This window comes from Dickeya oryzae (assembly GCF_009372235.1).
GTDB classification, from domain to species: domain Bacteria; phylum Pseudomonadota; class Gammaproteobacteria; order Enterobacterales; family Enterobacteriaceae; genus Dickeya; species Dickeya oryzae.
This window is the reverse complement of the sequence record NZ_ML762921.1, coordinates 152,175-164,806: the sequence shown is the minus strand read 5'-3', so window position 1 is coordinate 164,806 and position 12,632 is coordinate 152,175. Positions and strand designations below refer to the sequence as shown.

Here is a 12,632-nt window from a genome sequence, read left to right as displayed (position 1 = left end):
ACGATTAATGACAGTAACGGACGAGATACCTGTTTTAGCCGCAGTTCTGTGTTTGCCTCTGAAAAAGTCATGGTTATGACATTGTGTTCTTAATAAAGGAATGAGGAGCGGAATATGCGTTTATCTGATTGGCGAATCGGGTATCGGCTCGGAGCCGGTTTTGCCGTCCTGGCGGTCATGCTGGTGTTTGTGGGCATGTTATCAATGGCGAAGCTGTCAACGTTTCATGATGATGCACGTAACATTGTACAAGAGATTTATCCCCAAACCGTTGATGCCAACGCCCTGATCGAAAATGTGAATGAAGGGGTGCGAATTTTCCAGCAATTACTGCTGGTTTCGGGTGATGACCGTATCAAAGCGGTATCCGATCAAATTGCACCGGTTTCAAAAGAAATTACCCGGTTGATGAATGCGTTGGAAAAAGAAGCCAGTGAATCCAATAACGCGAAAATTCAGCAACTGATTGGTGATATCCGGCGTATCCGGGCACAGTTTCTGGAGTCGGGACAAAAAATGGTGGCACTGGTGAAAGCCAATAACCGCGAAGAAGCGCTGGATGAATTTAACCAGCACCTGAATCCGGCACAGCGGGAATACCGTAATACGGTACGCCAACTGGTGGATTATCAGGACAACGCCATGATGAGCACCGTGGATGCCATGTCTGCCACGTACCACGATATTCGGCTGGTATTGCTGACGATTCTGGCGGCGGGCGTGCTGCTGAGCATCTGGGTGGCGATGGCGATAACCCGCAGCGTGACCCAGCCGATTCAGCAGGCACTGTTGATGGCAGACCGTGTCTCGCAAGGCGACCTCACCGCACAGATTTCTTCCAGCCGTAAAGATGAAACCGGGTTACTGTTGCAGGCACTGGATCACATGAATGCCAGCCTGCGCCAGATTGTCGGCCAGGTGCGTGACGGTGCGGAAGCTATCTCCACCGCCGCCTCGCAAATCGCCGCCGGTAATCAGGATCTCTCTTCGCGCACCGAAGAGCAGGCCAGTTCGCTGGAACAAACGGCGGCGTCAATGGAAGAGCTGGTCTCCACCATCAAAAACACCGCCGATAACACACACCAGGCCACCTCGATAGCCAATCTGGCATCCTCCGCCGCGCACCGTAGTGGCGAAGTGATGCTGTCCGTCACCCATAAAATGCGCGGGATTCGTGAATCCTCAATGCGCATGGCGGAGATCATCGGCGTTATCGACGGTATTGCCTTTCAGACCAACATTCTGGCGTTGAATGCGGCGGTGGAAGCCGCACGTGCTGGCGAACAAGGGCGTGGGTTTGCTGTGGTCGCGGGTGAAGTGCGTTCTCTGGCGCAACGCAGTGCTACCGCCGCCAAAGAGATCAAGGAGCTGATTGATGATTCGGTCGACAAAGTGCAGGAAGGGATGGAGCTGGTGGATAACGCCGAATCCACCCTGACTGACCTGACCAGCCACGTCAATGATGTGAACAGCATCATCAACGAGATCTCGCAGGCGAGCCATGAGCAGAGCGACGGCATGAGCCAAATCAACATCGCCGTCGGGCAGATTGACACGACCACCCAGCAGAATGCCGCGTTGGTGGAAGAGTCGGCCTCTGCCGCGCTGTCGTTGCAGTCTCAGGCCTCCTTGCTGGCTGAAGCCGTCAGCGCGTTTCGCCTGACGACGCAGGGCAACAGCGGCACAACGCCACCAGCCCGTCAGCCAGCGGTGCTATCTCCGGCGTTGCCGGAAAAGCGGGCCACGGCGGCGGCAGGTAGCAGCAATAGTGATTGGGCGTCGTTTTGACAGGTTGCCCTTTCCCGGGCGTTAGATAGTGAGGATTATCGGTAGAGTGAGGGTTTCGTGCGTTATTAACCGCATCACGCCGACACCGAAGGCACCGCGTCAGCGGCGTAGTTTAGCCATTAAGCCAGAGGTCAAGGAGAGGTGGCGCTTGCACCTCTCCTTGTCGTGCGTGCGATGATGTGGCAAAGAAGCGACACGGTCTATCCCGCACGAAACCACCCACCGCCCCCACATACATTCAACAAACACATTCGCCAGCAGCACCTCGGCTGTTGCCAATAGCCCATCCCCGGCGGGCATAGCCGTTTCCTGCACAGGAATAAAAAAATCCCCCAACCGTTACCAGCTGGGGGAAAGGGCGTAAAAAAGTGAAAGGAATAACTTACTGTACGGCGGCGAAGGCAGCAGCGACGCGCTGTACGTTGTGATGGTTTAACCCGGCGATGCAGACACGGCCGCTGGCGATGAGATACACGCCGAACTCTTCGCGCAGGCGGTCTACCTGTACGGCGCTAAAGCCGGTGTAGCTGAACATGCCGCGTTGGGTCAGCAGGTAGTCAAAGTTACGCTCCGGTAGCGCTTTTTTCAGTTCGTCCACCAGCGTCTGGCGCATTTCCTGAATACGCAGGCGCATCGCTTCCACTTCTGCGTGCCAGCTGGCGTTGAGGGTGCTGTCGTTCAGTACGCGTGATACCACCTGTGCGCCGAAGTTCGGCGGGCTGGAGTAGTTGCGGCGTACGGTAGCTTTCAACTGCCCCAGTACGCGGCTGGCGGCGTCCTGGTCTTCACACACGACGGACAAGCCGCCGACACGCTCGCCATACAGCGAGAATATTTTAGAAAACGAGTTGCTGACCAGTGCTGGCAGGCCCGCACTGGCGATGGCGCGAATGGCGTAGGCATCGTCGTCCATGCCGCCACCAAAGCCCTGATAAGCGATATCCAGAAACGGCACCAGCTCGCCTTTGATCAGCACTTCGATGACGCGGTCCCACTCAGCGTGGGTCAGGTCTGAGCCGGTCGGGTTGTGGCAGCAGGGGTGCAGTAGCACGATGCTGCGCGGCGGCAGCTGTTTCAGCGCGCTAATCATCCCTTCTACGTTGACGCCCAGCGTGTCGGCATCAAAGTACGGGTAGGTATGCACCTGAAAACCGGCACCGGAGAAAATCGCGATGTGGTTTTCCCAGGTCGGGTCGCTGACCCAGACTTCGGAGTCCGGGAAATAGCGTTTGAGGAAATCGGCCCCCACTTTCAGCGCGCCAGAGCCGCCCAGAGTCTGGATGGTGGCGACACGCTGGGCGGTCAGCGCCGGGTGGTGCTCGCCGAACAGCAGCGTTTGTACCGCGCTGCGGTAAGCGGCCAGACCTTCCATTGGCAGGTAAACCGACGCGTGTTGCGGCTCTGCCTGCAACTGGGTTTCTGCGGCGTTGACCGCCTGCAACTGAGGAATGACGCCTTGACCGTCGTAATACAACCCGATACTGAGGTTGACTTTATCAGTACGGGGATCCTGCTTGAATTTTTCCATCAGGGACAGGATAGGGTCGCCAGCATAGGCGTCGACATTCTGGAACACGTTGGTCACTCTCCTCAGGTATAAAAAGTCAGGCTGTTCGCTAGGCGATATAACGGCCGGGGCGATGATTCATGGCAATAATCAGATTCAGCGCCGCCGCCCCTACTACCGATGCGATCAGCATGGGTATGCTTACCACGAACAGGGAAGCCAGCACAATGGTCACGTCTACCGCCATCTGGAATTTTCCGGCGCGGATTCCACTTTTATCCTGTAAATAGAGCGCCAGAATATTCACTCCACCCAGACTGGCACGGTGGCGAAACAGCACGATAAACCCCAGCCCCATGATCAGGTTGCCAAACAGCGTGGCGTAAACCGGTTGCAGGTGGTCAAAATGGATGAAGAGCGGGTGCAGGTCGGAAAACAGCGAGACCATCGCCACCGCGCAGAAGGTTTTAACGGTAAATGCCCAGCCCATGCGCCGAATAGCGAGGTAATAAAACGGCAGGTTCAGCAGGAAGAACGCGGTGCCAAACGAGATATGGGTCGCGTAGTGCAAAAGAAAAGCCATGCCAGCCGTGCCGCCGGTGAGTGCGCCCGCCTGACGCAGCAGAATCACCCCGAAAGACACCATCAGGGTGCCGATAAGTAGCGCCAGAACGTCTTCCAGCAGCGAGTGTGAAACGGGTTGTGGTGTAATGACGTTATCCATGGAAACGTGCCTGATAAAAGAAGGAACACCTGTCTTTTCAAGCAAAAAGCACACCAGATGGCATGGAGCACGCCGCCCACGGTTGTTTTTTTACGCCGTAATCACGTTAACGTATTGAAAGCATTAAACGAAAATTTTTACACGTATCGTGCGTGATGGGTGTTATTTGTGTGGATATCGTGCAATTTACGGTGAGATGATGCAGGGGTATGCCGTCCTGCACCATAATGAAGCACGGTGTGCACTGAATCAGAGCGCTGAGACGGCCGGAGCCATTAATCCATTCTCTTTCAGGCGGTTGAGCACCACGGAGGTTTTCAGGTGCGCCACGCTTTTATTGCGCGCCAGAATTTCGCTGATGAGCGCACTCAGGCCGTGCAAATCCGCTACCGCCACTTTGAGCATGTAATCGGCGTCACCGGTGGTTTTGTAGGCATCGATAATGGCGTCTACTTCGCCGAGCATCTGGTGGAAGCTCTCGACACATTCCTGCGTGTGATTGATAAGCCGCACTTCAATCAGGCTCATGACTTCCAGCCCAACCGCATCGGGAGCCAGCCGGGCGTGATAGCCGAGAATCAGTTGCGCCTGTTCGAGGGCGATACGACGACGGGAGCACTGTGAGGCCGATAACCCAACCAGATCGCTGAGCTCCTGATTAGTCAGGCGTCCGTTTGCCTGCAGCAATGTGAGGATCTTCAAATCAAAATCATCAATGTTGTACATAGCCCTGCCTTGCCAGAAGCATAAAACCTACAGACTATCAGCTTTTTTCACTTCAGGAAGTTCGTTGTTTGACATCTTATGCCGCCAGCACGTTTTTCTGGCTAAGTGTTTGCACCATTCCGGTTCGTTGTTGTGTATGAATGCCCGGTATTTTGTCGGTTGCATGCGAGTTTTGCCAGTTTCTTGCGCTGAATAAACGCAGTGACCGTTTTGTTGCGAGAAGTGTGAATGGATGATTTTTTCTAAATTGATTCAGTTTGTTAAGTACCTTAAACACGCCTTGCGGGTAAACGGTGTGGGGGTTGGCCTGATAATTGCTCCTTGTGTGACGACAGTGATAACAATTAACCCACTTTCTGGGAGACAGGGTGATGAACACACAACAAGACAGCCAACTGAAACGCGGGCTGAAGAACCGTCATATCCAGCTGATTGCGCTGGGTGGGGCGGTCGGGACCGGCTTGTTTCTTGGCATTGCACAGACGATTCGTATGGCGGGGCCGTCGGTGCTGCTGGGGTACGCCATTGCGGGCGTGATTGCTTTTTTTATTATGCGTCAGTTGGGGGAAATGGTGGTGGAAGAGCCGGTAGCCGGTTCGTTTAGCCATTTCGCTAACCACTACTGGGGGCATTTTGCCGGGTTTATGTCCGGCTGGAATTACTGGGTGCTGTATGTGCTGGTAAGCATGGCGGAACTGAGCGCCGTGGGTATCTATATTCAGTATTGGTGGCCGGGTGTGCCGACCTGGGTTTCGGCGGCGGTGTTTTTTGTCGCGATTAATGCCATCAACCTGAGCACGGTGAAGGTCTACGGCGAGCTGGAGTTTTGGTTTTCCATCATCAAAGTGGCGGCGATTATCGGCATGATCGTGTTTGGTGGCTATCTGCTGTTGAGTGGTACGGGCGGGCCGGATGCCAGTGTCGCCAACCTGTGGCAGCACGGTGGCTTCTTCCCGAACGGTGTCAGCGGCATGGTGATGGCGATGGCGGTGATCATGTTTTCCTTCGGCGGGCTGGAGCTGGTGGGAATAACCGCTGCCGAAGCGGACGACCCGCAACGCAGTATTCCACGTGCCACCAATCAGGTGATTTACCGCATCCTGCTGTTTTATGTGGGGGCGCTGGCGGTACTGCTGTCGCTGTATCCGTGGCAGAAAGTGTTGGAAGGCGGCAGCCCGTTCGTGCTGATTTTCCACGCGCTGGATAGCAATCTGGTGGCGAATGTGCTGAATCTGGTGGTGCTCTCCGCCGCGCTGTCGGTGTACAACAGCTGTGTGTACTGCAATAGCCGCATGCTGTTCGGGCTGGCGCAGCAGGGCAACGCGCCGCGTGTGTTGCTTTCGGTCAACCGCCGTGGTATTCCGCTGGTGTCATTGGGGGTATCGGCGCTGGCGACCGCGTTGTGTGTGCTGCTCAACTACCTGATGCCGGGCAAAGCGTTTGAACTGCTGATGGCGCTGGTGGTGTCTGCACTGGTGATCAACTGGGCGATGATCAGCATTACCCATTTGAAATTCCGCCAGGCGAAACAGCGTGCGCATCAGGAAACCCGCTTCAAAAGCCTGGGCTACCCGCTGACCAACGTTCTGTGCCTGCTGTTTCTGGCCGGGATTCTGGTGATCATGGCGATGACGCCGGGCATTCAGATTTCCGTGTGGCTGATTCCGTTCTGGCTGCTGGCGCTGGGGGCAGGTTATGCCATCAAACAGCGTAAAAAGGCGGTAGCGGTGTTGACGGTGGAGTAGCGTGTTAGGGGCTGTTGGTAAATAGCCGGGGTGCTGCTGGCGAATGTGTTTGTCGAATGTATGCGGGAGTGGTGGGTGGTTTCGTGCGGGATAGACCGTGTCGCCTCTTTGCCACATCATCGCACGCACGACAAGGAGAGGTGCAAGCGCCACCTCTCCTTGACCTCTGGCTTGATGGCTAAACTACGCCGCTAACGCGGTGCCTTCGCTGTTCGGACCGCCCATTACGCGGTTACTCGCCCCATCCCTGGGGCTCGCCCTGCGGGCCAGCGTAAACGCTGTTCAAAAACGCTCCCGGCGTTTTTGTCTCACGCGGAATGGGCTTGCACGGCATCCATGCCGTGCATCCGGCGAAGTCGCCCACCTCAGCGTAGCTTTAACGCCAGTAACCCCACCAACCGCTGCCTGTACGGCAGTTCACAATAAGTATGTCGCTGGGTTGCAGGATGTTCATTTCTAAGCTGCCTACACGGCAGTTCACTGGCACCGTTTGAGTACGAAGTGAATGTACAATTTCTAAGCTGCCTATGCGGCAGTTCACCTTACTGTAAATCCCCTCTTCGGAACTATGAATTTCTAAGCTGCCTATACGGCAGTTCACTGTAGCAATTTATCGCTTATGGCTTGATGTTGAAAGGGAAAGTCGTGTTTTGGGGCGTGGAACCCTTTTTTAAAACCCACCTTTGTCATCATTGAAAATCAACGAGTTATAACGGGGCGAAAAAAGGGTCAACGTCGATATTGGTGAATATGGCGTGCTACAGTGACGTTTTGCCAGACAGGCGTGACGTGCAGGGAAATTTCATGAAAAAACGGTTCTCATTGATGTTGTTATTGGGGCTGGCCGGTAGTGCCAGCGCGGCTTCTCATCTTGATCAGGTTCAGGAACGTGGGGTGCTGAAGGTCTGTACCACCGGGGACTATAAGCCGTATACCTCGCTGCGGGCGGATGGCGGTTACGAAGGTATCGATATTGCGATGGCGCAGTCGCTGGCGAAAAGCCTGGGCGTGAAGGTGGAGTGGGTGAAAACCAGCTGGAAAACCCTGATGCCAGATTTTCAGTCCGACCAGTGTGATATCGCTATGGGCGGGATTTCTGTCACGCTGGAGCGCCAGAAGAAGGCCTTTTTCTCGAATACGCTGGATGTGGATGGCAAAATCCCGCTGGTGCGCTGTGACGACAAGGACAAATACCAGACGGTAGCGCAGATTAATCAGCCCTCGGTGCGGGTTATCGAACCGGCGGGTGGCACCAACGAGGCGTTTGTACATGCCCATTTGCCGAATGCCCATCTGGCACTGCACGACAATGTGACCATCTTCCAGCAACTGGTGGACAAGCAGGCGGATGTGATGATTACCGATGCGTCCGAAGCGTTGTACCAGCAAAAGCGTTATCCGCAACTCTGTGCGGTTAATCCCGCTTCACCGATGCAGTATGGCGAGAAAGCCTACATGCTGCCGCGTGACGACATGAGCTGGAAGTTATACGTGGATCAATGGCTGCACTTGTCTAAATCAACGGGTGAATATCGGAATATCATTTCTGAATGGTTGGGTAAGGCAGAATAAAAGTTTGCGTATTCTGTGTAATGTAACGTAAAGCTATATTGTTTATCATATTTTTTGGGATAATAATCCGCTATTGCGCACCAAAAGATCGTTTTTGCTTATCTTTTGGTGCCTTTTTTATTCAATTTCTTTGATTGATATCGGCAAATTAACCCGGTTTTAACAGACTGCTAACGACGCTATCCTGCTTCACATCGAAGGCGAACAAGCCTTCCCGACCCGAATAATGTGAAGAGGCTTATCATGAAATCAATCAAAACTGTTGTTGCAGCTGCTGTTCTGGCGACTATCTCTTTCGGTTCTATGGCAGCGACTGAAGTTCAGTCAGCGCAGAGCCGTGACATCGGGACCGTGTCTGTTACCGGTCGTACCCTGGATGATGTACAGCATCAACTGTCAGTAAAAGCAGATGCCGCCGGTGCCAAATCTTTCCGCATCATCTCTGCGACTGGTGATGACCAGATGCGTGCGGTTGCCGAACTGTATAACTAATCACTCGCTTGTGCGTGGTTGATGTTCAACGGCTGACGCGCCATGAGTAAACGGTTCAGTATGATGTGAGAAAGCCCGAACCCAGGTTCATCCAGGGTTCGGGCTTTTTGCATAGCTGCGGATTAGTGCTGATCGAATAGTACTGATCAAATAGTACTGATCGAGGATAGTGCTGATCAGGAAAGGCGGTGAGCCGATGTACTAACCGATGTACTCCAGTTGAGTACGGGCGGTCAGACGGGTGATCAGCTCATAGGCGCTGATGCCGTTGTAGGCCGCGACCTGTTCTACCGCCAGCGGGCCGCCCCATAAAATCACTTCATCACCCACCTTGTCTTTCGCGTCCGGCCCCAGGTCGACGGTGAGCATATCCATCGAAACCCGACCAGAGAGCGGGACTTCACGGCCATTTACCCACACCGGTGTACCGTTTTTGGCATCACGCGGATAGCCGTCGCCGTAGCCGATGGCGACCACCCCAAGGCGGGTGTCACGTGGGCTGACCCAGTTGCTGCCGTATCCCACCGGTTCACCGGCGTGGTGTTCGCGTACCGCAATCAGCTGTGAGGTCAATGTCATCGCGGGTTTAAGCTGCCACTGGCTGGCATCGCCTTGCGCCAGCGGTGAAATACCGTACTGGATAATGCCGGGACGGATTTGATCCCGGTGCGCCTGTGGCCACAGCAGGATACCGCCGGAGGCGGCGATGGACTGACGGCCCGGCTTGCCTTGTACAAAGGCATCAAAGCAGTCGAGCTGGCGTTGGGTGGTATCGATCTCGGGTTCATCGGCGCGGCAAAAGTGACTCATGATGTTCACCGGTTGCACCACGCTGGTGCAGGCGCACAGTCGGGTATAAAACGCGTCGGCGTGTTCCGGTAATACGCCAAGACGGTGCATGCCAGTGTCGAGCTTCATCCAGACCGTCAGCGGGTGCGGCAAGCGCGCCTGTTCCAACGCTGCTAACTGCTCTTCACTGTGTACTGCGGTTTCCAACTGGTGTTCGGCCAGCAACGGTAACTCGTCAGCGTCAAAGAAGCCTTCCAGTAGCAGGATAGGTTTGGTGATACCGGCGGCGCGCAGTACCAGCGCTTCGCTAAGGCGGGAGACGCCGTAACCGTCAGCGTCGGAAAAGGCGCGGGCGGCTTCCAGTGCGCCGTGCCCGTAAGCGTTGGCTTTGACGATGGCGATCAATCGACTTTGTGGTGCCATCTGTCGGATACGTTGCAGATTGTGGCGCAAAGCCTGACGATCAATGACGGCCGTTGCCGTTTTCATGCTAAGTCCTTAGTGCGTTTATTCGTCATCATATTTATTCATCATCGTATTGTGGTCCGGCGTAATTGTCGAAACGTGACCACTGCCCGTTAAAGGTCAGGCGAACGGTGCCGATCGGCCCGTTACGCTGCTTACCTATAATAATTTCCGCGATGCCTTTCAAATCGCTGTTTTCGTGATAGACCTCGTCACGATAGATAAACATGATCAGGTCAGCGTCCTGCTCGATAGAGCCGGATTCACGCAAGTCGGAGTTAACCGGGCGTTTATCTGCCCGCTGCTCCAGACTACGGTTGAGCTGCGACAGCGCGATGACCGGTACTTGCAATTCTTTTGCCAACGCTTTGAGTGAACGGGAAATTTCGGCAATCTCCAGCGTTCGGTTGTCCGACAAGGAAGGAACCCGCATCAATTGCAGGTAGTCGATCATGATAAGGCTCAGGCCGTCGTGCTCGCGGAATACCCGGCGGGCGCGGGAGCGTACTTCGGTAGGGGTCAGGCCGGATGAATCATCGATGTACATGTTGCGTTTTTCCAGCAGCAACCCCATGGTGCTGGAAATGCGCGCCCAGTCCTCGTCGTCGAGCTGACCGGTACGAATGCGGGTTTGGTCGACGCGTGACAGCGAGGCCAGCATACGCATCATGATTTGTTCGCCGGGCATCTCCAGACTGAAGATCAGCACCGGCTTTTCCTGTGTCATGGCGGCGTTTTCGCACAGGTTCATGGCGAAAGTGGTTTTCCCCATGGAAGGACGTGCTGCCACGATAATCAGGTCTGATTTCTGCAACCCGGCGGTTTTCTTGTCCAGGTCCTGATAGCCGCTGGAAACACCGGTAACGCCGTCGTGCGGGCGCTGATAAAGCTGCTCGATGCGCGACACGGTATCTTCCAGAATGCGGTCGATACTTTTGGGGCCTTCATCTTTGCTGGCGCGGTTTTCCGCGATTTGAAACACGCGTGATTCGGCCAGATCCAGCAGTTCTTCACTGCTGCGGCCTTGCGGATCATAACCTGCGTCGGCGATTTCATTGGCGACAGCGATCATCTCTCGCACCACCGCACGCTCACGCACGATGTCGGCATAAGCGCCGATATTCGCCGCGCTGGGGGTGTTTTTCGCCATTTCCGCCAGGTAGGCGAACCCGCCTGCGGATTCCAGCTCGCCTTTTTGCTCCAGTGACTCTGACAGGGTGATCAGGTCAATGGGCTTGCTCATCTCCAGCAGGCGCTGCATCTCGTTGAAGATGAGCCGATGGGCGCGGTTGAAAAAGTCGTTGGTACTGACGCGCTCGGCAACGTTGTCCCAACGCTCGTTATCGAGCATCAACCCCCCTAGCACCGACTGTTCCGCTTCGATGGAATGGGGCGGAAGTTTTAGCCCTTCTACCTGACGGTCGCGGGATTCTGCCGGTTTAGTTGGTTTTTTTTCTGCCATGAAACGCGTTCTTTACGGGTTGATTTAGCTTAAGGTGTGGGAGCATTGTATATCCTAAATACAGAATGACATATCGTCCGATGATATCTGCGGGCACTCACGAGTAGAGCGAGGAGATTCACCATGGCTAAACGTATTCAGTTCAGCGACCACGGCGGGCCGGGGGTGCTGGAGTATGTGGATTACACACCGCGCGAGCCGGGTCTTAACGAGGTTCAGGTGCAAAACCACGCCATTGGCATCAACTTCATTGATACCTACTTTCGTGCCGGGTTGTACTCACCGCCGTCGTTCCCCTCGGGATTGGGAACCGAAGCGGCTGGCGTGGTGGTGAAAGCCGGGGCGAACGTCACACACCTGAAGGTGGGCGATCGTGTGGTGTATGCCCAGTCGGCATTGGGGGCGTATAGCGAGCGGCATAACGTCCCGGCGGACAAAGTCGCGCTGTTGCCGGATAACATCAGCTTCGAGCAGGCGGCGGCGTCATTCCTGAAAGGATTGACCGTGCATTACCTGCTGCGTCAGACCTATGACGTGAAACCGGGTGAGGTGTTTTTATTCCACGCGGCAGCGGGCGGCGTTGGGCTTATCGCCTGTCAGTGGGCGAAAGCCCTGGGCGCGAAATTAATCGGTACCGTCGGCTCTGACGAGAAGGCGGAACTGGCAAAACAGGCTGGGGCCTGGGCCACCATCAATTATCGCCGGGAAGATATCGTCCAGCGGGTGCTGGAATTAACGCACGAAGAGAAAGTGTCGGTGGTGTATGACTCGGTCGGTAAGGACACCTGGGAGGCTTCGCTGAACTGTCTGAAACGGCGCGGGTTAATGGTGAGCTTCGGCAACGCGTCCGGCCCGGTGACCGGGGTTAATCTCGGTATCCTCAACCAGAAAGGGTCGCTGTATGTCACCCGTCCGTCGCTGTTTAGCTATATCACCAACCGCGAGGAGCTGGAGCTCGCCAGCCGTGAGCTGTTTGGGCTGATTGCCAGTGGTGCCATCAATGTGACGGTGCCGGAGAGCCAGAAATTCGCGCTGGAAGATGCGCAGTCCGCACACCGTGCGCTGGAAAGTCGCACGACGCAAGGCTCATGCCTGTTGATTCCGGGTTACAGCGCGTAATCAGCGTGCTGTGGCAGGTCGCGGTACTTCCCCTGGCGTGTGAGGGCATAGACGCTTGAGCGTGTCAGGGGGGATTGCGATTCAGGCAGGACAAACACCGGCCCGGTAAGAGCCGGTGTTTGTGCACAGACAGTAAACGCCATAAGGCTAATTTCATCAGCTGTATGTAGGGTACAGCGCGGTGATCGTCACGAAAGTGCCACTGAGCGGCTATTATTTTCCTGACGACGATGAAATCGTGTC

General features: G+C 55.2%; 10 protein-coding genes. 5 read left to right on the top strand and 5 right to left on the bottom strand.

Going from position 1 to position 12,632, the window contains the following annotated elements:
• The first annotated feature begins 114 nt into the window (after positions 1-114).
• Entirely contained in the window at positions 115-1,788 is a 1,674-nt protein-coding gene (locus FAZ14_RS05945; RefSeq protein ID WP_153508213.1) for a methyl-accepting chemotaxis protein, read from the top strand.
• Positions 1,789-2,170: 382 nt separating this feature from the next.
• On the opposite strand, the gene FAZ14_RS05940 is transcribed toward FAZ14_RS05945, so the two are convergent.
• The 3 genes from FAZ14_RS05940 to FAZ14_RS05930 form a co-directional block, all read right to left on the bottom strand.
• Positions 2,171-3,364, bottom strand: coding sequence for an amino acid aminotransferase (locus tag FAZ14_RS05940; protein ID WP_029456193.1), 1,194 nt, complete (start codon positions 3,362-3,364; stop codon positions 2,171-2,173).
• Positions 3,365-3,404: 40 nt separating this feature from the next.
• The gene (locus FAZ14_RS05935) at positions 3,405-4,019 is read right to left on the bottom strand and encodes a YitT family protein (RefSeq protein WP_038926666.1); all 615 of its coding nucleotides are present in this window, start codon (positions 4,017-4,019) and stop codon (positions 3,405-3,407) included.
• A 249-nt stretch (positions 4,020-4,268) separates the two neighbouring features.
• On the bottom strand, positions 4,269-4,745 hold the full coding sequence (locus tag FAZ14_RS05930; protein WP_016940523.1) for an Lrp/AsnC family transcriptional regulator: 477 nt from the start codon (positions 4,743-4,745) through the stop codon (positions 4,269-4,271).
• A 371-nt stretch (positions 4,746-5,116) separates the two neighbouring features.
• On the opposite strand from FAZ14_RS05930, the gene FAZ14_RS05925 reads away from it, so the two are divergent.
• The 3 genes from FAZ14_RS05925 (at position 5,117) to bhsA (ending at position 8,554) form a co-directional block, all read left to right on the top strand.
• Positions 5,117-6,490 (top strand): amino acid permease, encoded by a 1,374-nt coding sequence (locus tag FAZ14_RS05925; RefSeq protein WP_153508212.1) that lies wholly within the window; start codon positions 5,117-5,119, stop codon positions 6,488-6,490.
• A gap of 804 nt (positions 6,491-7,294) precedes the next feature.
• The gene (locus FAZ14_RS05920; RefSeq protein WP_029456189.1) at positions 7,295-8,062 is read left to right on the top strand and encodes a transporter substrate-binding domain-containing protein; all 768 of its coding nucleotides are present in this window, start codon (positions 7,295-7,297) and stop codon (positions 8,060-8,062) included.
• Between the two features lie 243 nt (positions 8,063-8,305).
• Positions 8,306-8,554: a multiple stress resistance protein BhsA gene (bhsA, locus tag FAZ14_RS05915; RefSeq protein ID WP_016940522.1), complete on the top strand. Its 249-nt coding sequence runs from the start codon at positions 8,306-8,308 to the stop codon at positions 8,552-8,554.
• A gap of 201 nt (positions 8,555-8,755) precedes the next feature.
• Here bhsA and alr read toward each other — a convergent pair whose 3' ends face one another.
• Together alr and dnaB are read right to left on the bottom strand one after the other, a co-directional pair.
• Entirely contained in the window at positions 8,756-9,832 is a 1,077-nt protein-coding gene (gene alr / locus FAZ14_RS05910; RefSeq protein WP_153508211.1) for an alanine racemase, read from the bottom strand.
• A gap of 34 nt (positions 9,833-9,866) precedes the next feature.
• The gene (gene dnaB / locus FAZ14_RS05905; protein WP_016940519.1) at positions 9,867-11,270 is read right to left on the bottom strand and encodes a replicative DNA helicase; all 1,404 of its coding nucleotides are present in this window, start codon (positions 11,268-11,270) and stop codon (positions 9,867-9,869) included.
• A gap of 123 nt (positions 11,271-11,393) precedes the next feature.
• On the opposite strand from dnaB, the gene FAZ14_RS05900 reads away from it, so the two are divergent.
• A complete protein-coding gene (locus tag FAZ14_RS05900; RefSeq protein WP_016940518.1) occupies positions 11,394-12,389 on the top strand; it encodes a quinone oxidoreductase in 996 nt (331 codons plus the stop codon).
• Positions 12,390-12,632 lie beyond the last annotated feature (243 nt).